At 65.9% G+C, this 25,366-nt stretch carries 24 protein-coding genes; 8 read left to right on the top strand and 16 right to left on the bottom strand.

The genetic code is table 11. The features are described from left to right. Positions 1-24: 24 nt before the first annotated feature. On the bottom strand, positions 25-666 hold the full coding sequence (locus tag LG367_RS02030) for a lysophospholipid acyltransferase family protein (RefSeq protein ID WP_226467541.1): 642 nt from the start codon (positions 664-666) through the stop codon (positions 25-27). An 88-nt stretch (positions 667-754) separates the two neighbouring features. Then, positions 755-1,171 (bottom strand): alternative ribosome rescue aminoacyl-tRNA hydrolase ArfB, encoded by a 417-nt coding sequence (gene arfB, locus LG367_RS02025; protein ID WP_226467540.1) that lies wholly within the window; start codon positions 1,169-1,171, stop codon positions 755-757. Positions 1,172-1,279: 108 nt separating this feature from the next. Here arfB and LG367_RS02020 point away from each other — a divergent pair, with 108 nt between their 5' ends. Both LG367_RS02020 and LG367_RS02015 read left to right on the top strand, forming a co-directional pair. Then, a complete protein-coding gene (locus LG367_RS02020; protein ID WP_226467539.1) occupies positions 1,280-1,822 on the top strand; it encodes a DUF2059 domain-containing protein in 543 nt (180 codons plus the stop codon). Between the two features lie 88 nt (positions 1,823-1,910). Next, a complete protein-coding gene (locus LG367_RS02015; protein ID WP_226467538.1) occupies positions 1,911-2,546 on the top strand; it encodes a hypothetical protein in 636 nt (211 codons plus the stop codon). Here LG367_RS02015 and LG367_RS02010 read toward each other — a convergent pair. From LG367_RS02010 to LG367_RS02000, 3 genes are read right to left on the bottom strand one after another with little or no spacing between them, the layout of a single operon-like run. Continuing rightward, positions 2,515-3,264, bottom strand: a complete 750-nt coding sequence (locus LG367_RS02010; protein ID WP_226467537.1) for a pseudouridine synthase — start codon at positions 3,262-3,264, stop codon at positions 2,515-2,517. The two genes, LG367_RS02015 and LG367_RS02010, sit on opposite strands and share 32 nt — an antisense overlap. A 25-nt stretch (positions 3,265-3,289) precedes the next feature. Beyond that, positions 3,290-4,963 (bottom strand): ubiquinone biosynthesis regulatory protein kinase UbiB, encoded by a 1,674-nt coding sequence (gene ubiB / locus LG367_RS02005; RefSeq protein WP_226467536.1) that lies wholly within the window; start codon positions 4,961-4,963, stop codon positions 3,290-3,292. Continuing rightward, positions 4,960-5,640, bottom strand: coding sequence for a ubiquinone biosynthesis accessory factor UbiJ (locus tag LG367_RS02000; RefSeq protein ID WP_226467535.1), 681 nt, complete (start codon positions 5,638-5,640; stop codon positions 4,960-4,962). The genes ubiB and LG367_RS02000 overlap by 4 nt, the downstream gene beginning before the upstream one ends. A gap of 49 nt (positions 5,641-5,689) precedes the next feature. Here LG367_RS02000 and ddlA point away from each other — a divergent pair, with 49 nt between their 5' ends. The 3 genes from ddlA to LG367_RS18600 all read left to right on the top strand — a co-directional run bounded on the left by ddlA (position 5,690) and on the right by LG367_RS18600 (position 8,842). Further along, positions 5,690-6,823: a D-alanine--D-alanine ligase gene (gene ddlA, locus LG367_RS01995; protein WP_264179742.1), complete on the top strand. Its 1,134-nt coding sequence runs from the start codon at positions 5,690-5,692 to the stop codon at positions 6,821-6,823. A gap of 101 nt (positions 6,824-6,924) precedes the next feature. Beyond that, on the top strand, positions 6,925-7,344 hold the full coding sequence (locus LG367_RS01990) for a hypothetical protein (RefSeq protein ID WP_226467533.1): 420 nt from the start codon (positions 6,925-6,927) through the stop codon (positions 7,342-7,344). A gap of 16 nt (positions 7,345-7,360) precedes the next feature. Then, positions 7,361-8,842, top strand: a complete 1,482-nt coding sequence (locus LG367_RS18600; RefSeq protein WP_319004001.1) for a peptidoglycan-binding domain-containing protein — start codon at positions 7,361-7,363, stop codon at positions 8,840-8,842. 67 nt (positions 8,843-8,909) lie between these two features. Here the strand turns inward: LG367_RS18600 and oleD are convergent, their stop codons facing one another. From oleD to LG367_RS01945, 7 genes are all read right to left on the bottom strand, one after another. Beyond that, on the bottom strand, positions 8,910-9,938 hold the full coding sequence (gene oleD / locus LG367_RS01975) for a 2-alkyl-3-oxoalkanoate reductase (RefSeq protein ID WP_226467532.1): 1,029 nt from the start codon (positions 9,936-9,938) through the stop codon (positions 8,910-8,912). After that, complete coding sequence (gene oleC, locus LG367_RS01970) at positions 9,920-11,623, bottom strand: olefin beta-lactone synthetase (RefSeq protein ID WP_226467531.1); 1,704 nt, start codon at positions 11,621-11,623, stop codon at positions 9,920-9,922. The genes oleD and oleC overlap by 19 nt, the downstream gene beginning before the upstream one ends. Positions 11,624-11,663: 40 nt before the next feature. Then, the gene (locus tag LG367_RS01965) at positions 11,664-12,599 is read right to left on the bottom strand and encodes an alpha/beta fold hydrolase (protein WP_226467530.1); all 936 of its coding nucleotides are present in this window, start codon (positions 12,597-12,599) and stop codon (positions 11,664-11,666) included. Positions 12,600-12,687: 88 nt separating this feature from the next. After that, on the bottom strand, positions 12,688-13,710 hold the full coding sequence (locus LG367_RS01960; protein WP_226467529.1) for a 3-oxoacyl-ACP synthase III: 1,023 nt from the start codon (positions 13,708-13,710) through the stop codon (positions 12,688-12,690). A gap of 228 nt (positions 13,711-13,938) precedes the next feature. Beyond that, the gene (locus LG367_RS01955; RefSeq protein ID WP_226467528.1) at positions 13,939-14,601 is read right to left on the bottom strand and encodes a DUF6348 family protein; all 663 of its coding nucleotides are present in this window, start codon (positions 14,599-14,601) and stop codon (positions 13,939-13,941) included. Between the two features lie 14 nt (positions 14,602-14,615). Continuing rightward, complete coding sequence (locus tag LG367_RS01950) at positions 14,616-14,942, bottom strand: DUF4156 domain-containing protein (protein WP_226467527.1); 327 nt, start codon at positions 14,940-14,942, stop codon at positions 14,616-14,618. A 71-nt stretch (positions 14,943-15,013) separates the two neighbouring features. Next, on the bottom strand, positions 15,014-17,884 hold the full coding sequence (locus LG367_RS01945) for a M16 family metallopeptidase (protein WP_226467526.1): 2,871 nt from the start codon (positions 17,882-17,884) through the stop codon (positions 15,014-15,016). 119 nt (positions 17,885-18,003) lie between these two features. On the opposite strand from LG367_RS01945, the gene LG367_RS01940 reads away from it, so the two are divergent. Next, positions 18,004-18,726, top strand: coding sequence for an SDR family oxidoreductase (locus LG367_RS01940; protein ID WP_226467525.1), 723 nt, complete (start codon positions 18,004-18,006; stop codon positions 18,724-18,726). A 71-nt stretch (positions 18,727-18,797) separates the two neighbouring features. On the opposite strand, the gene LG367_RS01935 is transcribed toward LG367_RS01940, so the two are convergent. Both LG367_RS01935 and gstA read right to left on the bottom strand, forming a co-directional pair. Beyond that, positions 18,798-19,127, bottom strand: coding sequence for a DMT family transporter (locus LG367_RS01935; RefSeq protein WP_226467524.1), 330 nt, complete (start codon positions 19,125-19,127; stop codon positions 18,798-18,800). A gap of 8 nt (positions 19,128-19,135) precedes the next feature. Beyond that, positions 19,136-19,765, bottom strand: a complete 630-nt coding sequence (gstA, locus tag LG367_RS01930) for a glutathione transferase GstA (RefSeq protein WP_226467523.1) — start codon at positions 19,763-19,765, stop codon at positions 19,136-19,138. A 77-nt stretch (positions 19,766-19,842) separates the two neighbouring features. Between gstA and LG367_RS01925 the strand changes: the two genes are divergently transcribed. Further along, positions 19,843-20,790: a LysR family transcriptional regulator gene (locus LG367_RS01925; protein ID WP_226467522.1), complete on the top strand. Its 948-nt coding sequence runs from the start codon at positions 19,843-19,845 to the stop codon at positions 20,788-20,790. A gap of 177 nt (positions 20,791-20,967) precedes the next feature. Further along, positions 20,968-21,423, top strand: coding sequence for a tRNA (cytidine(34)-2'-O)-methyltransferase (locus LG367_RS01920; RefSeq protein ID WP_226467959.1), 456 nt, complete (start codon positions 20,968-20,970; stop codon positions 21,421-21,423). Positions 21,424-21,471: 48 nt separating this feature from the next. On the opposite strand, the gene LG367_RS01915 is transcribed toward LG367_RS01920, so the two are convergent. Next, on the bottom strand, positions 21,472-22,269 hold the full coding sequence (locus LG367_RS01915) for an OmpA family protein (protein WP_226467521.1): 798 nt from the start codon (positions 22,267-22,269) through the stop codon (positions 21,472-21,474). Positions 22,270-22,352: 83 nt separating this feature from the next. Next, entirely contained in the window at positions 22,353-25,286 is a 2,934-nt protein-coding gene (locus tag LG367_RS01910) for a YadA-like family protein (protein WP_226467520.1), read from the bottom strand. Positions 25,287-25,366 lie beyond the last annotated feature (80 nt).

Genomic DNA, 25,366 nt, shown 5'->3' with positions numbered 1-25,366 from the left:
GCGCAGCTTAGCAGTTGCGCGATGTCATTGCGTGCCGTGGTGCTTGCCTTCCCACGGCAGGTACCACTTGCGGATGGCGGCGATGTCGGCGGCCATGTCGTCGGTGGGATGGAACAGCGGCCCGACGCCGATCACGCGTTCGGGATAGTGCAGATAGATGCCCAGGATCGGCACCTCGGCGGCCTTGGCGATTTTCCAGAATCCGGTCTTCCAGCGCTCCACGCGCTTGCGCGTGCCTTCCGGCGCCAGGCCGTACCAGAAGCGTTCCTGGTCGCGGATCAGTGCCGCGGCCTGTTCGATCACGCCGGCCGGCGCGCTGCGGTCGACCGGCATCATGCCCAGCCGCCGGCACATCCAGCCCAAGCCCGGGATGCGGAACACCGAGTCCTTGACCAGGATGCGCACGTCCAGCCCCATCGCGACCTTGGCCGCGAACGCCCACACGGCATCCCAGTTGGACGAGTGCGGCGCGCCGATCATCACCAGCCTTGGGATATTGGGAAACGAGCCCATCACGCGCCAGCCGCCCAGCCGCAGGATGCTGCGGCCGAGCCAACGGGTGAAGCCGTTATGTTTCACCTGCGGTGCGTTCGGCGGCAGGATCGGCACGACACCGTCGTGCTGGTTGTGATCGCGGTGCTGGTCGTCGCTATCGGTATCGCTCATGCCTCTCCCCGAGTTCCAACGGCGCCGATCGGTCCGGCGCCGCCCTCTTCATTCAACGGCTCAATCGTTACAGCTCGATCATTCCGGCTCAATCGTCCCAGCCGCGCCGCGAACGCCCCTGTTTGATCGTACTGCGTTCGCGCTTGGCGTCCAGCCGCCGTGCCTTGGCCGCGCGGCTGGGACGCGTGGCGATGCGCGGCTTGGGCGCGTGCAGGCCGGATTCGATGAACGCGGCCAGCCGCTCGCGCGCGTCCTGGCGGTTGCGGTCCTGCGTGCGGAAACGTTGCGCGCTGATCACCAGGACGCCTTCGTCGGTCATGCGGCGGTCGCGCTTGGCGAGCAGGCGCGCGCGCACGGGCTCGGGCAGCGAGGGCGAACCGGCCACGTCGAAACGCAGTTCCACCGCCGTCGCCACCTTGTTGACGTTCTGGCCACCCGGACCCGCCGCGCGCACGAAGCGTTCGGTCAATTCCTGCTCTGGGATGGTGATGGCCGGGGTGGTCATGGCGCCAATTGTAGCTGCGGCTGTCGCTGCGGCTTCGTCGACGCCGCGGTTTGACGGCCGCGCGCGGCTTCCTCGACCATACGGTCTTTCGTCATGGAGGATTCCCCGATGTCCCTGCGTACCTTGCTATTGGCCGCCCTGCTCGGCCCCGCTCTCATTGGCTTGGCCGCCCCCGCGATCGCCGCGCCGCCCAGCGATGCCAAGCTCGACGAGCTCCTCGAAGCCTCGCGCGCCCGGCAGACGCTCGAAACCCTGCTCCCGCAAATCGAGAACTCGCAGAAGCAGATGGTGAACCAGATGCTCGAAGGCCAGCAGGTCAGCGAGGAACAGCGCAAGTCCTTCGACCGTATCCTGGGTAAGTCCTTCGATCGCATGAAGCAGGTGATGACCTGGGACAAGCTCGCCCCGCTGTATCGCGACGCCTACCGCCAGAGCTTCGAAGCCGAGGACGTGGACGCGATCATTGCGTTCTATCGCACGCCAGCCGGCCAGAAGATGCTCGAAAAGCTGCCGCAGCTGATGCAGAACACGATGGCCGGGGTGCAGAAGCTGTTGATGCCCGCGATGCAGGAACTGCAGCGCGATCTGGCCGAAGAAGCCAAGCAGTTGGAGAACGCTTCCTCCACCGCCGAACCGGCCCACGAGCACTGATTCCGGCGTTTCCATGCGCACCGGGGCGGATTTGACCCGCCCCGGCTGCTGGCGGATCATCGGGTTTCCCCTGTTAGGAGCGCCTGCCATGAAAGGCTCATCCCTGCTCCCGGCCGCCTTGCTCGCCATGGCAACGGCCATTCCGACCGCCTTCGCCGCGCCGCAGGACCCGGCCCGGATCGATGGCGCCTCCAGCGTCGACATCGCCGATGTCTCCGCCACACCGCGGATTTCCTCCAGCTGGACGGAGGTGCCGGCGCAGCAACCGTCTCCGGACACCGTTCCGCAACAGGCAGCGCCGGGCGCACCCGCCGCCGAATCGCCCCTCGCCGAGCAATGGCGCCAGCTGACCACACGCTCGCCGCAAGACTACGAGCAGGCCTACGGCAATGCCAACGTTCGGGAGCGGCTGGGGCGGGTCTATTCCGCTGGCGCCGAGACTAGTGGCCTTGGCGGGATTGGCGGCATTGGTGATGCCTTGTCGCTACAGGGCGGCCTGCAGGGTCAGGATTTGCAGGCGCTGGCAGCGCAGATGTTGTCCGGACAGAACGGCCTCGGCTCCGCCGGGGGGCTCAACATCAGCGGCGGCAACGCGACCGAGATCATGCAATCCCTGCAGGGCGTCGTGAACGACATCAGCCGTCAGCTGATGCCGGCGCTGCAGGACGCCAAGCGCGACTTCGACGGCGCGCTCAATCAGGCCGCGTCGCGCCGAGGGCGCTGACTTCGAAGGTGCTGGCTTCAAAGGCACTGACAGCATCCGAGCCGAACAGGGCCAGCGCGCGACTGAATTCCGCGTCAAACGGCGCCTCGGCGCGGACACGCTGCCCCGTGTGCGGATGATCGAACGAGAGCCGCCACGCGTGCAGCAGCATGCGATGCACGCCGAGCTGACGGAAGATGCGGTTGTGGCGCCCGTCGCCGTGGCTGCTGTCGCCGATCAAGTGATGCGAGAGATGCTTCAGATGCCGGCGGATCTGGCGGAAGCGTCCGGTTTCCGGCGACGCCCGCAGCAAGGCGTAGCGTGAGGTGGCGAATTCGCTGGATGGAATCTCGAGTTCGGTCGCGGCCAATCGCGCGAAACGGGTGATGGCGGGTTTCTTCTCAGGCTTGCCCGGGCCGCCATCGAGCGGATGATCGACGACGAATGCCTGTTCCGCCGGCCAGCCGCGACAAACCGCCAGGTAATCTTTTTCCACCGCACGCGACATCAACGTCTTGCCCAGCAGCGACGCGGTCTCGCGATCGAACGCCAGCAACAGGCAACCACTCGTGGCGCGATCGAGCCGATGCACGAGGAAGATCGGACGCCCGAATTGCTCACGCAAACGATCGGCCGCGAAGTCGGTTTCCCCGCGCGCGAGCTTGCTGTCGTGGACCATCAGCCCGGCGGGTTTGTTGACGACGGCGAGGGATTCGTCGCCGTACAGCGTTTCGATCATCGTGCGCAGCTCTCGACTCGCGCGCTCAGCGCCGCGGCCAGGCCGCGATCAGCGCCCACAAGCCGCCAAGGCCCGCCACCCACGCGGCGACCGGAATCGACAGCAAGCGCATGCCGCCGGCATCCAATGCGTACAGCACCGCGGCCGCGATCAGCAAGCCGGTGCCGAGGATCGCTGACACTGTGCGCCGCTGCATGCCTTTCATGGTCTGGGTGAGTTCGTACAGATCCTTCGAACGCAGTGACAACTCGTGCCGTCCATCCACCTGTTGCTGCAACCAGGCGTGCAAGAGGCGCGGCATCTCCGGCGCATGTGTCACCAGTTCCGGCAGATGCTTGCGGAAGCGATCCATCAGCCGCTGCGGGCTGTAGCGCTCGATCATGATGCGTTCGAGCACCGGTCGCGCCACCGCCCAGATGTCGAGTTCGGGATCGAGCAGGCGGCCGACACCCTCGATGTTGAGCAAGGTTTTCTGCAACAGGATCAGCTGCGGCTGCAACGTCAGTTCGTGCCGCTGCGCGGTGCGGAACAGCTTGATCAGCACCTCGGCCAGCGAGATTTCCGACAACGGCCGGGTGAAGTACGGCTCGCACACCGTGCGCGCGGCCGCTTCCAGCTCGTCGATGCGGCTGTGCGCCGGCATCCAGCCGGCCTGCACGTGCAGTTCGGCGATGCGGCGATAGTCGCGGTTGAAGATCGCCATGAAATTCTCGGCGAGGTAGTACTGATCCTCGTCCGAGAGCTGCCCCATGATGCCGAAATCCAGCGCGATGAAGCGCGGATTCTTCTTGCGCGCCGGATCGATGTCGACCCAGATGTTGCCGGCGTGCGCATCAGCATGGAAGAAGTTGTCGCGGAACACCTGCGCGTAGAACACGCGCGTGCCCTTGGCGGCCAGCGCCTTGCGGTCGATGCCGGCGGCATCCAGCGCGACGATGTCGTCGCTGGGGATGCCGTACACGCGCTCCAGCGTGAGCACGCGCTCGGTGGTGTGGCTCCAGATCGGTTCCGGCACGTAGAGATCGTCGGAGTCCTGCCAGAAGCGGCGCAGCACCGAGGCATTGGCCCCCTCGCGCAGCAGATCGAGCTCGGCGGCGAGCGTGTTCTCGATCTCCGCGACGATCGCGTGCGGCCGAATCTTGTCGGCGCTGGGATGGGTGCGCTCGACCAGGCTCGCCACGTTCTTGAGCAGCGCGATGTCGGCGGCGATCTGCTTCTCGATGTTCGGCCGCAGCACCTTCACCACCACCTCGCGTGGCGGCTTGCCCTTCTCTGGCGGCAGCGTCGCGGCATGCACCTGCGCGATCGAGGCGGACGCCAGCGGCGTGGTGTCGAAACTCGCGAAAGCAGTGTCGACGCCCCGTCCGAGCGAGGCTTCCACTATCCGGCGCGCGTCATCGCCGTCGAAAGGCGCGACACGATCCTGCAGCAGCGTCAGTTCCACCGCGATGTCGGGCGGGACGATATCGCGGCGCGTGGACAGGATCTGCCCGAACTTGACGAAGATCGGGCCGAGTTCCTGCAGCGCGCAACGCAAGCGTGCGCCGCGCGACTGCGCGGCGATCTCCTTCGAGGCGCGCGGCACGAACGGCCGCATCAGATTGAGCCAGCGCTCGGCCGGCGTGCCGTCGAGCAGATCGTCCAGACGGTACTTCAGCAGCACCCGGCCGATCTTGGCGGCGCGCGTGAAAGCGATCATGACGCGGATTCCTCCGCAGGAGCTCGGCCGTCCATGGCCGGACTTCTCGATGCAACAGCCTGCTGAAGTCGGTTGATCCTGGCGGCGACTCGTTCCACGTCGTCGCGCAAGGCATCGACGTCGTCGTGGAACGCGGCCAGCTCGTCACGCGGCACCACGTCGCGCGACTCCTCGGTCACGTATTCGGCGGCACTCTCGGCGGCGTTCTTGCCGAGCGTCCGCGCCTGCTTCAGACCGGTGGCCACGGCGTTGGCGATCTGCACGCCCAGCACATCGCCGAACACGGCGGCGAAGGGCTGCTGCCAATCCGGATCGAAACGCTCGGCCAGCCGCTGCAGGCGCCGCGCCAGATCGGCATCGCCGGACACACGCATGCGTCCGACCGGTGGCGCGTCGTCGCGGCGCAGGAAGGGCAGCTGCGACACCAATGCACCGATCGTGCTGCGCACCGCCAGATCGGGCTCGCGGCCTTCCTCGACCGGGCCGACCACCAGGCGCTCGCCCTGCACCCGCAGCTGCAATGCCAGCGCCGGGGCTTCCAGCGTCAGCGTGATGCTGCGGCCGTCGAGCGGCTTGAGGCCGGTGCGTGTCTCCGGATCGAGCGCCAGCGCGCGGTTGAGCGCGGTTTCCAGCGCACGGCCGGCCGGCTGCTTCCAGTTGAAAAGCGGTTCTGCCATCCGTGCATTCTATCCGGCACCGCCGCCCGGCCGCGGGCAGACCGCTAGAATGGGCGCCCAATCGCATCCACTCCATCGTTCGGACCCTGAAAACGTGAGCAAGCTCCGTGTCGGTATCATCTTCGGCGGCAAATCGGCGGAACACGAGGTTTCGCTGCAATCGGCGCGGAACATCCTCGACGCCCTCGACCGCGAGCGCTTCGACGTCAGCCTGATCGGCATCGACAAACAGGGCCAATGGCACCTGAGCGACACCCGCGACTTCCTGCTCAACGCCGACGATCCGGCGCGAATCGCCCTCAACCGCAGCGGCGAGGCTCTGGCGATGGTGCCGGGGCGTGGTGAGCGGCAGCTGTTGCCTGAAAATCCGGCACGTAGCCTCGACCAGATCGACGTGATCTTCCCGATCGTGCACGGCACGCTCGGCGAGGATGGCTCCCTGCAGGGCTTGCTGCGCATGGCCAACCTGCCCTTCGTCGGCTCGCCCGTGCTCGGCTCGGCCGTGGCGATGGACAAGGATGTCGCCAAGCGCCTGCTGCGCGATGCCGGACTGGACGTGGCGCCATTCGTTACCCTCAAGCGTCGCGACTCGGTCGATTTCGAAGCACTGAAGGCCCAGTTCGGCTTGCCGATGTTCGTCAAGCCGGCCAACCAGGGTTCATCGGTCGGCGTGAGCAAGGTGCGCGACGAAGCCGAACTCCGTAAAGCCGTCGCGCTCGCCTTCACCTACGACCACAAGGTGCTGGTGGAAGCGGCGATCGTCGGGCGCGAGATCGAATGCGCGGTGCTCGGCAACGACGATCCACAGGCCAGCGTCTGCGGCGAGATCGTGGTGCACGACGAGTTCTACGCCTACGACACCAAGTACATCAACGAGAGCGGTGCGGAAGTCGTCGTGCCCGCCGCGATCGATGCCGAGGCCAACGATCGCATCCGCGCCGTCGCGCTGCGCGCGTATCGCGCGCTGGAGTGCGCGGGACTCGCACGCGTGGACGTGTTCCTGACCGCCGAAGGCCGCATCGTGGTGAACGAGATCAACACCCTGCCCGGCTTCACACGCATCAGCATGTATCCGAAGTTGTGGCAGGCCAGCGGGATCAGCTACAGCGAATTGATCACGCGGTTGATCGATTTCGCGGTCGAGCGGCATGCGGCTGATGCGGCGCTGCGCAGCTCGGTCTGAAGAGGGGCCTCACCCGCTGCAATAGCTACCCGTGTCATAGCGGTTAACGCGACCTTCACGACATCTCGTCTTAGATGATTTTCACGGATCGAGGATAGGACATGGGGACGGACACACGCGCGTTTCTGCTGGCAGCACTCCTTGCGTTGCCGGCGTGTTCCACGGCCAAAGGCCCAACCAAGGCGGACCCAATCCAGGCGCAGCCAGTCAGCGCCAACACATATCCCGCCGAAATTCTAGGTCAATGGGAGCCTGGCCCTAACCTCTGCAATTTACCGCTGAACTATGACAGCGACGCGGGCTTCAAGATCACCCCGAAGCTCCTGCAGGGATACGAACATACGAACACACCAAAGCGCGTCCAGGTGATTTCCCAGTCGCCCCAAGCTTGGAGGATCGAGGCGATAGAACAGCACGATGGAGAACAAGACGATGTCGTGGACATCTTCGTCTTGAGCGGCAGCGATTATTTGACCGTGACTGACGGACAACGTTCAACCACATATAGGAAATGCCACTAGACGCGGGAAGGACCCCATGAATGATTCAACAAGAACAGCTTATCGAGTAATCCAAAAAGGCCAGGGCGGTAACGTCCCAGTCACCGACTTTGAAAGTCTTGTCACGCACCATCCTGGTGACAACAAGGCTGCACACATGGAAGATGGCTCCGTGGTTGGCGGTCAGCGGGGCAGGCAGCACGCCTACATAGGCGGTGAGATTCAAGAAATTGAGATTGCAAGAAACGGCAAAACCTACGACCTAAAGACGGATCAAGTACTACTCAAAAAAGATTTCATCATCGAGAACCCCAACCATCCGACCATGAGCGCGGATGCGCGCAAGGTCGATGTCCCGTCGCCAATTGCTGGCTATGTTGGCAACGTTAATGCAGCCGAAGGGCTCGTCGATATCTACGATAAAAAAGACGGCGACGTCATCGCGCGTGTTCGGCACATGCGAGGAATTGCAGTCACTGAAGGCCAGACCATCGAATACGGGCAATCGCTCGGCACTCAAAGCGATGTCCAAACCGGCGCGAAGCATGTTCATCTTGAGATGGACACGCGCTACTACCAACAATACGAGAACTACATTTCGGATTTGACTACAGGGCGGCTTCCTGTCGAGGCGGAGCAGCGTGTTGGCGTGCAGCCACTTCCCGTGATTGACGATGGTGTTATTCGTCTTGGCGAATCTAGCGATCGGCTCAAGGATTTACAGCGCGTCATGTCGAATGAAGGATATCGCGCAACAGGCGATAGGCCGCTCGATCAAGACGGCGTTTACCGTATCGGAATGCAAGGCGCATTGCTGGATTTCCAGCGAGCGCATGGGTTACCACAGACCGGTGACATTGACGCCGCCACCTTGAGCTTTGCGCCGCCTGAAAGAACACAAAGCCGAGAGTCAGACCGCCAGGACCACACGGCCCCCGGCAGGACGATTCCTGCAAGCCCTGAGCTTCAAGCGCCAACAGCCCCGGGGCATCCCGATCACCCAGATCATCGCCCGGGCTTGCCGGATCCGTTGCAGCCGCCTGTCAATCAGCACAGACGCCGTAGCCCTGCCGATCCGGATCACGAAGACCACGCGATGCTGGAACAGATCCGCGCCGGCGTGCGCAAGATCGACGAAGGCCTCGGCAAGCCCTACGACGAGATGAGCGAACGCATCAGCCGTGGCTTGCTGGCGGCTTGCAAGGACAACCGGGAGATGTACCCGGACAAGCTCGACCACTCACTCGCGGGTAATGCGCTGAACCGCGTCGATCATGTGATTCTTGGGAAGAGCGGCAACATCTTCGCGGTTCAAGGGAATCCGAATGATGCCGGCGACCCCGCGAACAAGCGCGCCTTCGCGCCTGTCGAGCAGCTGGCTCGAACACCGGTCGAACAGTCGGACGAAAAGCTGCAAGCGGCCAATCAGACCCTGACGCAGGAACGGGCGCTGGTACAACAGCAAGAGTTCGCGCGCGGTCAGAACGAGCCCACACGCGCCAGCCCAGTGATGTCGTGATCGATACCGGCCACAGTCGCGACTGCTGGCCAAAACTTGGTTCATCCAGACGACACCGCTACAAGCCTCAGGCCCGATACACCGCGGCCAATCGCGCCAATCCATCGGCGAAGCTGACGCGCGGCACGTAGCCGAAATCGCGTGTGGCCGGCGCCATGTCGTACCAGTGCGTGGTGCTGAGCTGCTCGGCCAGGAAGCGCGTCATCGGTGGATCACTGCGAAGGCGCAGCAGCGGCCACAGCGTCTCGCAGATCGCGCCCATGGCGTAGGCGACGCCGAAGGGAATGGTGCCCTCGATTTGCGGCGCGCCGGCGGCTTGCAGCAGGCTGTTGAGCGTTTCGCGCAGCGTCTTCGGCTCACCGTTGCTGATGAAATAGGCGCGGCCCGCGCAGGCTGCGCCGGGGGCGAGATATTCGAAGGCATCGAAGTGCGCCTGCGCGGCGTTGTCGATGTAGGTGGTGTCGATCTTGTTCTCGCCATTGCCCACCAGACGCAGGCGGCCACTGCGCGCGCGTTCGATCAGTCGCGGCAGCAACTGGTTGTCGCCCGGCCCCCAGATCAGGCGCGGACGCAGCGCGATGGTGGCCAGCGCACCGCCGTTAGCAAGCACGCCACCGTTCGCGGCGAGTACGGCCTGTTCGGCGATCTTCTTGGTGTGTGCATACGGCGCCTTGAGATCGTCGCCATAGGGTACGGAGTCGGCGGTGCCGCCCTCGACCGGATGCGTGGCGCGATGTGTCACGCTCGGCGTCGAGGTATAGATCAGCTTGCCGACGCTCTGCGCACGGCAGGCGGCGAGCACGTTCTCCGTGCCGACCACGTTGGCTTGGTGATAACTCTCGTAGCTGCCCCAGGCGCCGGCCTTGGCGGCGTTGTGGAAGATCGCCTCCATCCCGGCCGCCGCCGCGATCACCGCATCGCGATCGGCGAGATCGCCACGCACCTGACGCACGCCCAGCGCATCGAGCGCGGGATAGTGGCCGCGATTGAAACTCGTGACCTCGTGACCGCGCGCGAGCAGCCCGCGGCACAGCGCCTGGCCGAGGAATCCGCCGCCGCCCGTCACCAGGACACGCGTCACCTGCCCCTGCCCCATCCGTCTTCCTGCGTGTCGTCGCGCCGCGGCGGCTTCTGCTTCGCCGCCCACAGCGCGAGCTTCTCGCGCCCGATCTTGGCGTTGTGACGGATGTCGACCGGAAATGATTTTGGATAATGCAGGAAGCGCTCCACCTTGGCCGTATGCACATGGCCTTCGCCGAGATGGCGCAGCTCCTCCTCGATGCGCGGCCATTCCTTGGCATCCACGCCGGCACGCAACTCCACGCACAGCGCAGCTTGTTGCGTACCGAAGGCGCCGATGCCCACCAGCGCGGTGCGCCGCACATCGGGATGCGTGTTGAACACCGGTTCGATCTGCTCCGTGCACAGCGTGGTCGCAGCGGTGACCACGCGCTGCGTCTTGCGTCCGCAGAACCACAGGCGGCCGTCGCGATCGAAATAACCGAGATCGCCCATGCGATGCACGACGCGTTCGCTGCCGTCGGGCAGGGTTTCGCGAATCTTCGCCAGACGCGTCTGCGCGTCGCGGCTGAAATAGGTGTCGGTGGCGGTCGGGCCGGCGACTGTAATTTCGCCGACCAGCCCGCCCTGCACGATCAGATCGTCGGACCAGCGTTCGATCGCGTCGTCGGTGACGCGGATCAATCGCACTTCGTTCGGCGGCACCGGTCGGCCGACGCAGGTGCCGGCACCGGCTTCGGTGCGTTCGCGCAGGCCGACCAGCTCGCGCCCCTCGATCGTCGCCACCGGCAGGCATTCGGTGGCGCCGTACGGCGTCCAGAACTGGCCGTGCTCGGGCATGAGCGTGCGGATCTTCGCCACCACGTCGGCCGGCACCGGCGCGCCGGCGGAGGTGATGCGCGTGACGCCTTTCAAAGGCGCGCCATGATCGGCTAGCACGCGCATCAGCGCTGGCGATCCGAACAGCTGCGTCACGCCGAAACGCTCGATCGCCGCCAGCAGCTTGCGCGGATCGGCCGAGGCCGGACGCGTGGGATCCATGTCGGGAATGATCGAGGTGAGTCCGAGCGCGGGATCGAACAACGCGAACGGCGGAAATGTCGGCAGGTCGACGCCGCCAGGCTGCATGTCGAAGGCGGCGCGCATCATCTCGATCTGCGCGACGAAATGACGATGGCGGTACACCACGCCCTTGGGAATGCCGGTGGAGCCGCTGGTGAACACGATCGCGGCGACTTCATCGGGTTCGGTGTCGGCGAGCTGCGAGGCGCCGACCGTGTTGGCGTGGATGACGGCACCGTCGCGCTCCACACGCGCCAGCGTCGTATCCGCGAGCAGAGCGAAGGCGCCGGTGGTGATGCGGATGCGCGCCGAACGCGCCCAACCGAGCAGCACGCGCGCCAGATGCGCCAGCGGAATGCCGATGAAGGCCTGCGGCTGCGCTTCGCGCAGACATTGCTTCAATGCGCGCTTGTCGATGCCGGGATCGACCAGCACCGGCACCGCACCCGCCTTGAACAGCGCGAACATCAGCAGGAAGAATTCCGGTGTCGGCCGCACCATCACCACGGTGCGCACGCCACGGCGGATGCCGTGACGGGCCAAGCCCGCGGCGATGGCGTCGCTGCGTGCGTCCAGTTGCGCGTAGGTGAGCGTGACGTCGTAGCGGCCGCTGCCACTCGGGCAGCGCATCGCGATCTGGTCGGGGCGTTCGGCCGCGAGTTTCGGCAGGGCGGCGGCGATGTTGCACGGGTCGGTCATGCCGCTATTCTCGCCTGCCGCGCGCTCTTGTGTTTGGGAGCTAGGACAGCGGATTCGCGTCCAGAGCATTCGAATCCAGAAACGCGCGCATCATCGGCACGAGCTCCTCGTGCTTGTCTTCCAGCACGTAGTGCCCGGCATCGTCGTAGGCCCGCACCTGCGCCCGCGGCAGGGCTTGGCGGAAGCCATCGAGGATGTGGTGGTCGAAGACGAAATCCTTCAGGCCCCAACCGATGAAGGCCGGACGATCGGCGAATTCCGGCAGCCGCCGCCCCGCTTCCTCCACCAGCGCCCAGGCCGGATCACCGGCGCGCAACGGGATGTCCTGCATGAAGCGCAAGGTGGAAATGCGGTTGGCCCAGCTGTCGTACGGCGCCACATAGGCGCGGCGCACGTCCGGCGGCATGCGCCGCTCCACGCCCAGCCACGAGGCGCCAGCCGAAAACAGGTTGAAGGCGCGGATCAACGCGCCGCCGATGCGCAGGTCGCGCCCGAACGACAGCTGCCACGGCATCTTCTTCGCCGCCGGCAGCGGGAAGGCTGCTGTGTTGGTGAGGATCAGGCGCCGCACCTGCGCCGCATGCGACAGCGCCCAACCGAAACCGATCATGCCGCCCCAGTCGTGCACGGCCAGCGTCACCGGGCCGTCGATGCCGAGGTGGTCGAGCAGCGTGCCGAGATCGTCGACGCGCGACTGCAAGGTGTAGCGGTAATGCGGGGACACGGAAGGCAGGTCGTTCGGCTTGTCCGACAAGCCCATGCCGATGTGATCCGGCACGATGCACCGGTATGCCTTTCCAGCAGCCGGATCACGCAGCGCCAGCACCAGATGCCGCCAGTAATAACTCCACGACGGATTGCCGTGCAGCATCACCACCACTTCGCCATCGCGCGGACCTTCGTCGAGGTACGACATCGCGATGCCGGGACGCACTTCGAAGCGCTGCGGAGCGAAGGGATAGTCGGGAAAATTCATGCGATCGAACGGAAACCCGCCGCTGTCACGAAGCAGGCTTACGACAGGACTACGTTGGCAACGACGACGACGCGATCCGCGCCGCCGATCACCACACCACTTCCGCCATCGAGCAGTTCAGGCCCGAGCCGATGCCGAGCAGGGCGATGCGGCTGCCTTTCTTCAGGCGGCCCTTCTCGCGCAGCTTGCTCAGCACGATCGGCACCGAGGCCGGGCCGATGTTGCCGTGCTCGCCGAAGATGGTCATCACCTTGTTCGGGTCGATGCGGAAGGCGCGCAGGAAGGCCTTGGTGTGCTGCTTGCTGACCTGATGGATGACGAATTCGTCGAGTTCGTCCGCCACCCAACCCAGCGCCTGCCTGGCGGCGGCCCAGGTTTTGTGGCCGAGCTTGAGGCCTTCGATCATCAGCATGCGGCCGTCGGCGATCATGCGGTCGTGGTGCAGGTCGCCTTGGCAGAGGTGATTCCACTCGGTGGCCGAGCGGGTCACACCGCCGCGATAGCGCGGGGCGCCCGGGACCAGCTCGGCACGCGCCAGCACCATGGCGGCGGCGCCGGAGCCGAGGGTGAGCGTGGCGATCTCGTCACGCATCTGCTCGGCGGTGACGTCGGCGCGGGTCAGGCGGTCGAGGGTCTTCTCGTAGGCCAGGTCGGCGGTTTCGCCGTCGACGACCAGGGCGTAGTCGATCTCGCCGCGCTCGATCATGCGGCTGGCGATGTCCATGCCGTTCAGGAACGCCAAGCAGGCGTTGGCGACGTCGAAGTTCTGGCAGTTCTCGCCCAGGCGCAGGTTGCCGGCGACGATGGAGGCGGTGGACGGCTCCAGGAAGTCGCGGCTGACCGAGGTGTTGACCAGCAGGCCGATGCGGTCGGGCTCGATGGCGGCGTCGGCCAGCGCTTTCACGCCGGCCAGGGTGGCGGCGTCGGAGGGCTTCACATCGCCGTCCCACAGGCGGCGCTCGCTGACGCCGGCGATGGTTTCCAGCATGTCCGCCTTGATCTTCAGCCGGTCCAGGGTCGGCTTGAGGCGAGCATTGATTTCCTGGCTGGAGAGCCGCCGCGGAGCATCGATATGAGCGAGGCCGGCGATGGCGACGTGTTGAAAGAGCATGGGCTGGCCGCCGTCAGGCTGGCGAAAGGGCACATAGGGTACTGGTTTCGGGGACTGTGCGCATGCGTAGGGACGGTCCGGAGCGTGCCAAGTACGGCACGGCCGCACAGTTCTGGTAAACGGCTGAGCCAGGGATAGCCGGGCCGGACTGTCCGAGGCTGGACGTTACTAGGACGGTTACCTAATTGGTTTGCCACAAATTGCGGCATTGCGCCGATGTCTTGCAAGTTAAGCGGGAAGCGCAAGGACAAAGTGGCGAAGCGACTGATAGTCCTCGGTGCATGCCCAGTCTTGTGATACCAAGATCGATTGAGCCTGCCCCCAATCCTCATTGTCCAAAAGCACTTCGATCGCCTGAATCTGACCGTGGTATGCACCTACAAATACTCGAATCCAATGCGGACCCGGGGTCGCCATTTCGACAAACAGAGCGTCAAGTTTGGAAATGACCTCGGGATAGGAATCCGAGAGAGTGGAATTGTCCGAATACTGCGTAAGAAGAGGTCCACTGAAAATTTTCCAGGCCGCATCTTGACGCCTCCAGCTTTCGACCTCGACTTGGTCCTCACAGGAATGGCTGGTAAGCGCTTCAATGAGAACGTGGAATACGCCGAGCAACATCTTTGCGAAGGCATTGGAAACCGCTTGATCCTTGGAATCCCCCACACCAGCGAAACACTCAATGATGGGCCTTCCACCAAGAGGCGCCGAGTACGCTCTGACCTCCAAGACAATCGAGGCTTTGCCAGCAGATAAAATTTCTCGCTCGAATACTTCGGCCTCCAATTCAAGGCGGCCACCCTCGACGGAAATGAAATCCGCATACTTGACGGCGGGCAGCCCATGAGAGACCAGCGCTTCTTGCAGCCGGGTGAGGATGTCCTTATTCAAGAGACCCGTTTCGCTCAGCGCCCACACTTCCAAGCCGCAAACGTCTGATTCCCATTCAACGGCTGATCAACCGGATTGACAGTATCCGCTCCGATTCCAACCGCCTCGTTGCGCGCGAGCGTCTCCAACTCTTCCCGCACACGCAGCTGATTGCGGTTGTAGAGCGCGACCTTGCTGGTCACCGATACCGTGATGTCGCCCCGCTTCTCGCAACCCGAAGGCGCGGCGGTCGCCACCTTCACCGCAGAGGCGCCCTGCGCCATGTGCACCCAGGTGCAGGCGCCCGTGGACACGGCCAGCAGTCCGATCAGGACATGCCTGTAAATGCGCGACTCGAACATGATCACCTCTGCCTGAAAATGCGATGCCCGCCATTGTGGCGGGCATCGTGGACACCGTACAGCGCGAACGTTTACTTGCCGGCAGCCTTGCCGTCGGCGTCGACCACGCTCACTTCGCCGAGGTTCAGTGCGCGGATCGGCTGTTCGATCTGCTTCAGGTCACCGACCACCACCCAGGTCAGCGTGTCGGCGTCGATGGTCTTCGCCGCCTCGGCCACCTGCGCCGGGGTCAGGGCTTCGATCTCGGCCTTGCGCTTGAACACGTAGTCGTCGGGACGGTCGTAGCGGACGATGCCGCCGATCGTGCCCATCACCGCGGCCGAGGTTTCGTAGGCGCCGGGCAGGCCGCGGATCTCGGTGGCCTGGATCTTGGCGACTTCGGCGGCGCTCGGCGGCACCTTGCCGCTCACGTATTCGCTGATCTCGCGCTGCAGTTCCTTGAGCGAATCGGCGGTCTTGTCGATCTGCACCGGCGCGAAGGCGATCCACGGCCGCTGTCCGAGCGCGCCGGAGCTGAAGCTGTAAGCGCCATAGGCCCAGTGCTTGTCCTCGCGCAGGTTCATGTTCAGGCGCGAGGAGAATTCGCCGCCGAGCACGGAGTTGGCGATGTCGAACTTCACCGAGCCCGCGTCCTTGGTCGAGGGCACCAGTTCGCCGGCGAGGATGGTGGCCTGCACGGCGCCCGGCTGGTCGATCAGGAACACGCGCGGCTTGGCCGGACGCGCCACCTCCGGAATGGTCGTGGCGGCGGGCGCCGCGCCCTCGCCCTTCCAGTCGCCGAGGTGCTTGTCGAGCAGCGGCACGATCTCCTTCAGCGTGGTGTCGCCGACCACGATCAGCGTGGCGTTTTCAGGACGCAGCCAGGTGCGCTGGTAGGCGAGCAGGTTGTCGCGGCTCAGCGCCTGGATCGACGCTTCGGTACCGGTGCCGCTGAAGGGAATCGCGTAGGGATGGCCAGCGCCGTACAGCAGCGGCGGCAGCACGCGCTGCGCGGCGCCGTTCGGGCGCGCCTTTTCCTGCTGGATGCCGGCGATCCAGGTCGCCTTCACGCGATCGATTTCCTTCTGGTCGAAGCGCGGCTGGCGCAGCATGGTGGCGAACAGCGCGATGGAAGGATCGAGGTTTTCCTTCAGCGCCGACAGCGAAGCGTTGCTACCGTCGATCGAGGCGCCGGCGCCGAGGTTGGCGCCCAGCGATTCGGCACGGTTGGCGAAGCCCAGCGCATCGAGATCGCCGGCACCCTCGTCGAGCATGCCCATCGTGAAGCTGGCCGCGCCGAGCGTGGCCTTGTCATCGCTCGCCGAGCCGCCGTTGAACTCGTAGCTCATCCGCACCACCGGCACGCCGCGGCGTTCGGCCAGGATCAGCTTGGTGCCGTTCTTGAGCGTGGCGCGCTGCAATTGCGGGAATTTCAGCTCCGGGAACTGCGACGGCACCTGCACGCCCTTGGCGCGGTCGACGTCGCTGGCGGCGGTCTTGTACTTCGGATCGACCGCCGGCAGGGTCAGCGGGGCCGGCGTTTCGCTCGGCTCCTCGACCAGCGCGGTGCGCTGGCCCGGCGCCACCACCAGGGTGTGGCTGCCGACACCGAGCCACTGGCCGCCGACGGCCTTCAGCTGATCGGCCGTGGTGGTCTCGATATTGCTCAGCGAGGTGCGGAAGCAACCGGGATCGCTTTCATACACCGCGCACTGCGCCAGTGCGTCGGCCTTGCCGCCGAAGCCGCCGATGCGTTCGATGCCGCGGATGAAGCCGGCGCGATAAACCGTTTTGGCCTGCTGCAGTTCGGCGGCGCTGGGGCCTTCGGCGACGAGCTTCTTCAGCTCCTCGTCGATGATCGCTTCCACCTTGGCCGGATCGACGCCCTGCTTGACGTTGGCGATGATGATGAAACTGGAAGCCAGCTGCTGCACATCGACATCGGTGCCGATGCTGTCGACCAGTTTCTCCTCATGCAGCAGGCGCTTGTCCAGGCGCGAGGACTGGCTGCCACCGAGCACCTGCGAGAACAACTGCAGGCGATCGTTGTCGGCGGTGCCGACCTGGGCCACGTTCCAGACGCGGTAGATGCGCGCCTGCGGCACCTTGTCCTGCATCACCTCGCGGGTGTTCTCGGTGCGCCGGGCCACGTCCACCTTCGGCTGCGCCATGCTCGGCGTGGCCGGGATGTCACCGAAATACTTCGCCACCTTTTCCTTGGCCGTCTTCGCGTCGATGTCGCCGGCCAGCACCAGCACCGCGTTGTTGGGGCCGTACCAGGTGCGGAACCAGTTCTTCACGTCCTCGAGCGAGGCGGCGTTGAGATCGGTCATCGAGCCGATCGTGGTGTGGTGGTAGGGATGGCCCTTCGGGTACATCACCTGCGCGAGTTTTTCCCACACCTGGCCGTAGGGCTGGTTCTCGCCCTGGCGCTTCTCGTTCTGCACCACACCGCGTTGCTCATCGAGCGTCTTCTGGTCGATGGCGCCGAGCAGGTGGCCCATGCGGTCGGACTCCATCCACAGTGCCATGTCGAGCGCGGTGGTGGGCACGTTCTCGAAATAGTTGGTGCGGTCGCTGTTGGTGGTGCCGTTCATGTCGGTGGCGCCGACCAGTTCGAACGGTTCGAAGAATTCGCCCTTGTGGTTCTCCGAGCCGTTGAACATCAGATGTTCGAACAGGTGCGCGAAGCCGCTGCGTCCGGCCGGCTCGTCCTTGCTGCCGACGTGATACCAGATGTTCACCGCCACGATCGGCGCCTTGCGGTCGGTGTGCACGATCACGCGCAGGCCGTTGGGCAGGGTGAACTGCTCGTAGGGGATGTCGACGCTCTTGGTCGTCGCCGGCGCGGCGAACGCGGAGACCGGCGCCAGGCTGCCAAGAGCGGCGCCAAGGGCGAGAGCGAGCAAGGCGGCGCGCGGGCGGCGCGGCGCGGCGGACGTACGGCGGGCGAAGGACGGCATTCGGCACTCCTGTGCGATGGACGAAAGGTCTCGCATCCTAGCCGTTCGGCCAGGACTGCGACCTAGGCCACAAGTCCTGTGGGGGTTTCGCGGCTCTCCGACGTTATAGACTCCCCACCATGGCTTCCCGACACTGCCTGGTGACCGGCGCCAACCGTGGCCTCGGGCTCGAATTCGTCCGCCAGTTGCTGGCGCGCGGCGATCATGTGATCGCGGCCTGCCGCAAGCCGGGCAAGGCCACCGCGCTCAACGCCCTCGCCGGCGGCCATCCGGGGCGGTTGCACGTGCTGCCGCTGGACGTGGCCGATCCGAAAACCCATCTCGAACTGGCGCGCGAGCTGCCGCTGGTGCTCGGCGGCCAGGACGACGACGCACCCGGCAAGCTCGATCTGCTGATCAACAATGCCGGCGTGCTGCATTCGGGCGAACGCTTCGGCCGCCTGAGCGCGAGCATCGTCGAGGACAGCTTCCGCACCAATGCGATGGGCCCGCTGCTGCTGACGCAGGCGCTGGCCGAGTCGCTCGCCGATGGCGGCAAGGTCGCCAATATCAGCTCGCAGCTCGGCTCCATCGCCGGCGTGAGCCGTTTCGGCACGCCGAGCTACATCATCAGCAAGGCCGCGCTGAACATGGTCAGCGCGCTGCTGGCGCAGGCGCTGGCGCCGCGCGGCATCCCCGTGATCGCGCTGCATCCCGGCTGGGCGCAGACCGACATGGGCGGGCCCGACGCCACGGTGCCGGCCACGGATGCGGTGAGCGGCTTGCTGCGCGTGATCGATGGCGCGACATCGGCGCAGAGCGGGCATTTCTTCGATTGGCAGGGGCGCGAATTGCCCTGGTGAGCGCCAGCGCCAGAAACGCATGGCTTTTTGCTCGTCATTCCCGCGAAGGCGGGAATGACGAGCATGAGGGTTCACGCCGGCGCCAGCTTCAGCATCACGATGCCGGCCAGCACCAACGCGATGCCACCAAGACGCACCGCACCCAGCGATTCGCCGAACAACCACGCACCCGCCAGCACCGTGCCGACCGCGCCGATCCCGGTCCACACCGCATAGGCGGTGCCGACCGGCAGCACGCTCAGGCTCCTGCCCAGCAGCCAGACGAACGCGGCGAGCAGCAGCAACGAGACGAGGCTCCAGCCCAGCCGCGTGTAGCCCTCGGCCTGTTTCATCGCCAGCGCCCACAACACGTCGAGCACACCGGCGACGAGCAGCATTCCCCATGCGAGTGCGTTGCTCATGACGATGCTCAGGCCGCCGCCGCGATCGCCATACCTTCCGCGCGCATGGCCTCGCGCACGTGCGGGCGCGCGGCGATGCGCTGCAGGTAGTCGCGCAGGCGCGGGTACGGCGTCAGGTCGACGCGGGTCCACTTCGACCAGCCGATCACGGTGAAGGCGTAGGCGTCGGCGGCGCTGAACCGCTCGCCGAGCAGATAGGCGTTCGTGGCCAGGTGTTTTTCGATCAGCGCCAGCCGGTCCGCGATCTTCGCGCGCGCGGCCTGCTGCGCCGTTTCGCCGAGCTCGGGATGGAACAGCCAGGGGCTGTAGGCCTTGTGCAGTTCGCTGCTGATGAAGGTGAGCCATTCCAGCAAGCGATAGCGCTCGGGCGTGCCCTCGGCCGGGGCCAACCCGCTCTGTGGCGTGCGATCGGCCAGGTACAGGGCGATGGCGACGCCCTCGGTGAGCAGGCTGCCGTCGTCCAGACGCAGCGCCGGCACGTAACCCTTCGGGTTGATCTCGGCGAAATCCTGGCCGGCTTCCGTGAGGTGCGGGGCCTTGGTGATGTTTACCTTCTCCAGATCGAGGGAGATGCCAGCTTCATTGGCGATGATGTGGGGTGAAAGCGAGCAGCTGTTGGTGGCGTAGTAGAGCTTCATGACGGGACTCCGGGATGGGAGCCCAATCATGTTGTTGTATTCTTCGCAAACCAATACGGCAAAAAAGAACGTTTCGTTTGCGTAAAAAGCAAATAATCACTCCCACCGGCGGCATCGCGCTCGACGACCTGCGCCTGCTCCTGGCCATCGCCGATCGCGGCAGCCTGGGCGGCGCGGCGAAGCGGCTGGGCGTGGACCACTCCTCGGCCTTCCGCCGACTCGCCGCGCTGGAGGCGCGCATCGGCGCGCGCCTGTTCGATCGCGCGCGCGGCGGCTACACGCCCACGCCCGCCGGCGAGATCGCCATCGCCGCCGCCGACCGCATCGGCGAGGAACTCGACGCGCTCGACCGCCGCCTGCTCGGTGAGGATCTGCGCCTGTCGGGCCGCATCCGCATCACCACCACCGACACCCTGCTGCACATCGTGGCGCCGCTGTTCGCCGAATTCCGCCAGCTCGAACCCGGCATCGTCATCGAAGTCGCCGCCGGCAATGCCATCTTCGACCTGAGCCGGCGCGATGCCGACATGGCGATCCGCCCGACGGCCACGGTGCCGGACCACCTGATCGCACGGCAGATGACGACGGTCGCGATCGCGCGCTATGCCACGCCGGACTATCTCGCGCGGCAAACACAGCGCGGCCTCGGCGATGAGGATTTCGCCGAACACGATTGGATCGCGCCCGACGAATCGCTCTCGCACGTGGGCAGCGCGCGCTGGATCGCCGCGCACGTGGCGCGCGAACGCATCGTGCATCGCGGCGACTCCCTGCTCGCGCTGCTGCAGGCGGCAAAGGCCGGCATGGGGATGACCGCCCTGCCCTGTTACCTCGCCGATCGCGAACCCGCGCTGCGGCGCGTCGGCGCCACGTTGGACGACGCCGCGGTACCGCTGTGGCTGATCACGCATCCGGATCTGCGGCAGGTGCGGCGCCTCCGCGTGCTCGGCGAATTCCTGTTCGAGCGTCTGCGCGCGCAGGACGCGTTGTTCACAGGACGCGAGAGCGTGTTCGCGGATCGCTGATGCGAACGACGTCCGCCCACCCGATGCTCGTCATTCCTGCGAAAGCAGGAATCCAGCGACTTTGTTCTTCGGAAGATCGTCTGCCTGCTGCGCGAAAGACACTGGATTCCTGCTTTCGCAGGAATGACGAGCAGATGCAACATCCTCACCGTCGATACCTCACGACATAATGCGCACATGTTCGACGTCCTGCTCTACCAGCCGGAAATTCCGCCCAACACCGGCAACGTGATCCGCCTGTGCGCCAACACCGGTGCGCGGCTGCATCTGATCGCGCCGCTCGGCTTCACGCTCGAAGACAAGCAGCTGCGCCGCGCCGGCCTCGACTATCACGAGTACGCGCCGGTGCGCGTGCACGAATCGCTGGACGCGGCATTGCAGGCGATCGCGCCGCCACGCTTGTTCGCCCTCTCCACGCGCAACGCCGTGCGCTACGACACGCCGCGCTTCGCCGAGAACGACGCGTTCCTGTTCGGACCGGAAACGCGCGGGCTTCCGTCCGAGGTGATCGACACGGTGCCGGAAGCGCAACGCCTGCGCCTGCCGATGCGGCCGAACAACCGCAGCCTCAATCTCTCCAACGCCGTGGCGGTGGTGGTGTTCGAGGCGTGGCGGCAGCTCGGTTTCGCTTGACGATGCAGCAGCATCGCGCGGCCGTCTCCGGCCGCGCGATGTGCGGGCTTACTGGTTGCCTTCGACCGCGATCTCGACGCGGCGATTCGGTGCCAGACAAGCGATGAGTGCCTTGCGCGGCTGCTCCTCGCATTCCTTCACCGGCTCGCGTTCGCCGCGGCCTTCGGCGGTGATCGCCGCGGTCACGCCCTGATCGAGCAGGAACTGCCGCACCGCCTGCGCACGCTGCTCCGACAACGCCTGATTGGCCGCTTCATTACCGATGCGATCGGTGTGACCGATCACGGTGGCGCGCGCCGAGGACGCCGACTTGAGCTGCGCGGCCAGCGCCGACAGTTCGCCGCGACCCTGCGGCGAGAGTTCGGCCTTGCCGAACGCGAACATCGCATCGGCCGAGAGCGAGATCGGCTTGCTCTGCGCGACCGGCGCGGGAGCCGGCGCTGCCGCCGGCTTCAGCACATCCGCGCACGACTCCGGCGCCCAGTGGAAACTCTGGCCGTGGTAATCCTTGTCGAAGATCACCTTGTATTGGCAAGTCGTCACACTGCCGTCGTCCTTGCGGAAGTGGAAGAGATAATCCCACTCGCGCACGCCGGCATAGCCTTCGCGGAAGTGCGGACGGCCGAGCAGATCGTACAGCTGGTCCTTGGTCACGCCCGGCGCGACCGCACGCAGGTTGTCGAGATTCGGGAACGTGCCTTCCTTCAGCACGATGTCCTCCACCTTCGGGAAGATCACTTCGCCTGCGCGGCCATCGTCGCCGATGTCGCGGCTGATGTGCCGCGTGCCGCAGGCCGTCAACGCGATCGCCATGACGCTCACGGCCAGCATTCCTTGCTTACCCACGGAAAAATCAAACTTCATGTTGTCGTACCCCAGATTCGAATGTCGTCGATTACGGTGCGCGTCGCGTGTCGCGCCGCGTCCCCTTACCACTGGATGCCGGCACCGACCGAGAAGCCCCAGTCGCGCACGGTGTTGCCGCTGGCCTGGGCCTTGTAGACGTAGCGTCCGTTCTCGGTGATGCCCGACAGGCCCACGGCCATGCCGTACTCGCTCTGATAGCCGCCGACACCGACCGCCAGCATGCTCTTGCCCGGCAGATACGCCTGCGGCAAACCAGCCATCGCCATCGCCGAAGCGGTGGCGCCGCGGTAACCGCGATCGATGTTCCACACGTCGTTCTCGATCTGGCTGACGCGGTTGTCGGTGTACTGGTTGGCCTGGTTGATGGCGTAGTTCACACCGGCGCTGAGCTGGTTGACGTTCACCGCATCGGTGCCGGCGATACCCGGCGCCACGCCGGTGATCGTGCGGCCGCCGACGTTCACTTCACCGGTCGACGTGCTGCCGCCGACGTAGGCGGCGTTGTAGTTGGTCTGCGCGCCCACCGTCGTGGACGAGCCCGCGCCGAGCGCCACGCTGTTGCCGTGCGAGGCGTTGGCGCCCTGGCCGATCGCGGTGCTGCTCGCGCCGGATGCGGTCGAGCCCGTGCCCAGCGCCGTGCTGTTGTGGCCCGACGCGGTGCTGTCGTTGCCGACGGCCAGCGCGTTGTTGCCCGAGGCCACCGCACCGGCGCCACCGGCGGCGGAGTTGGTGCCCGTGGGTTTCGGCGGCGGCGTGTTGTGGTCCTGGCTAACCTGGAACATGCCGCTCGACCCGTTCTCGACATTGGTGATGCGGTTGTCGAACTGGTTGACGGTGTTGCTGATGTTGGTGACGGTGCCCTCGATATCGGTCACCCGGTTGTCGATGTTGGTGATGTCACCCTTGATGTCGGTGATATCGCCTTCGATGTTGGTGACGCGGTTGTCGAGATTGTCGATGCGCGTGTTGACGGTGGTGATCTGCGTGTTGGTGTATTCGTTGGCGGAATCCACACCGGCCTTGAGCTGATCGACGTTCACCGCGTCGGTGCCGGCGATGCCCGGTGCCACGCCGGTGACGGTGCGGCCACCGACGTTCACCTCGCCCGTCGAGTTGCTGCTGCCGACATACGCGGCGTTGTAGCCACTCTGCGCGCCGACCGTCGTGGCCGAGCCCGCGCCGAGCGCGACGCTGTTGGCGTGCGTCGCCTGCGCCCCCGCACCGATCGCCAGGCTGTTGAGTGTCGTGGCCTGTGCGCCAGAACCGTATGCGAGTGCGCCGTCATCGGTCGCCTTCGCACCCAGACCCACCGCGACGCTCCCATCGCCCGTGGCCTCGGCGTCCTTGCCGGCGGCGATCGCGTCCGCACCGGTGGCGCCGTCGTTGTTCTCGTTGCCGCCGCCGGTGGAATTGACGCTGTAGTACTTCACGCCGCCGACTTCGATCGTGCTGGCCAGATTCTCGATGGCCTGATTGGTGGCATACAGTTGCGAACCATTCACCGCATCGGTACTGGTCGCGCTGACCTGCCCCGCCGCCACGTTCTGGATCTGACGCTCAGCACCCGGCGCGCCCACGCTCACCACGCCTGCTGGCGCACCGCCCGCATAGTTGTACATCGTGCCGTCGATGACGCCGCTCGGCGTGGCGACCGCTGCCGTCGTCGTGCTGTTGGCGCCGAGCGCGACGCTGTTGGCTTCGCTGGCATTGGCACCGAAACCGAGCGCCGAACTGAAATCACCGCTGGCCGTGCTTTCCGCGCCGACCGCCGTGGCGCTGTCGCCGGAAGCCGTGCTGAAGTAACCCAGCGCCGTGGTTTCGTTGTTCGACGCCACGCTCAGCGCGCCCGAAGCGACGCTGCCACTGCCGCTGGCCGTGCTGCCCACGCCCGAGGCGATGCTCTGCTCGCCGCTGGCGACGGTATCGGCGCCGAGCGCGGTGGCCTGTTCGCCGGTCGCCTGCGCGTTGTTGCCGACCGCCACCGCATTGAGCGTGCTGGCGGCGCTGTGCGCACCGAGCGCGAGCGCGTAGTTGCCGGTCGCTTGCGCGCCGGTGGCGGCATCACCGCCAAGGGCGACCGCGCCGGTGCCGCTGGCGAGGGTGTTCTTGCCGATCGCCGTGGCGTCGTCGACGGCCGCGGTGGTGGCGTTGGAACCGATCGCGATGCCGTTGGCGCCGTTGGCGATGGCACTGTCGCCGACCGCGACCGAGCTGACCGCGAGCGCCTGGCTGTTCGCGCCGAGCGCCGACGCGTTCACGCCGTTGGACACCGCGCTGTCGCCGAGTGCCACACCGCTGGTCGCGGTGGCTTGCGTGTTCGCGCCCAGCGCGATCGAATTGATGCCGCTGGCAGCCGCGCGATCGCCGATGGCGGCGGCGCTGGTCGCGGTGGCCTGTGTATTGGCGCCGAGCGCCAAGGTGTTGTCGCCATTGGCGACGGAGCGATCGCCGATGGAAACGCTGCTGGTGCCTGTCGCCTGCGTGTTCGCGCCCAGCGACAGCGCGTTGGCGCCGTTACTGGCGGCACGGTCGCCCAGGGCGATGCTGCTGGTGCCGGTGGCGCTGGTGTTCGCGCCGAGGGCGAGGCTGTTGGTGTCGTTGGCGACCGCCAGACTGCCGATCGCGACGCTGCTCACCGCCACCGCATGGGCGTCCACGCCGATCGCGACGGCGCTGGCCGCGTCGGCTTTCGCGCCGTTGCCGACCGCCACGCTGTTGGGACCGATCGCCTGCGCGTTGGGGCCGCAGGTCACCGAATCACTGCCTTCCGCGCCCGCCGGATCGACCGGATTCCCGGCCGCATCGACGCAGTACACCTGTGCCTGCGCCTGCTGCGTCGGCACCAGCCAGCCACCGACCAGCAGGCCCGCGGCCAGCAGGGCCGACCCTTGCGCCGTCAGGCGCAGCTTCCCGCCCCGCATGCCGGTTTCCTTGACCACCGGCTTGGAAGCCGTTCCACGGACGCGATAGCGTCCCCCCTGTTGTTGCTCATTCATGCGTTGCACTCACTCTCTGTTGAATGACGCCAAAGCGCCCGAAGCACCGGTCGAATGTCGGCACTGGCCTGGTTGCAACG

The organism is Luteimonas panaciterrae (genome assembly GCF_020511115.1).
Taxonomy (GTDB): domain Bacteria; phylum Pseudomonadota; class Gammaproteobacteria; order Xanthomonadales; family Xanthomonadaceae; genus Luteimonas; species Luteimonas panaciterrae.
The sequence above is the reverse complement of the archived record's forward strand: the minus strand, read 5'-3'. Positions and strand labels throughout refer to the sequence as shown.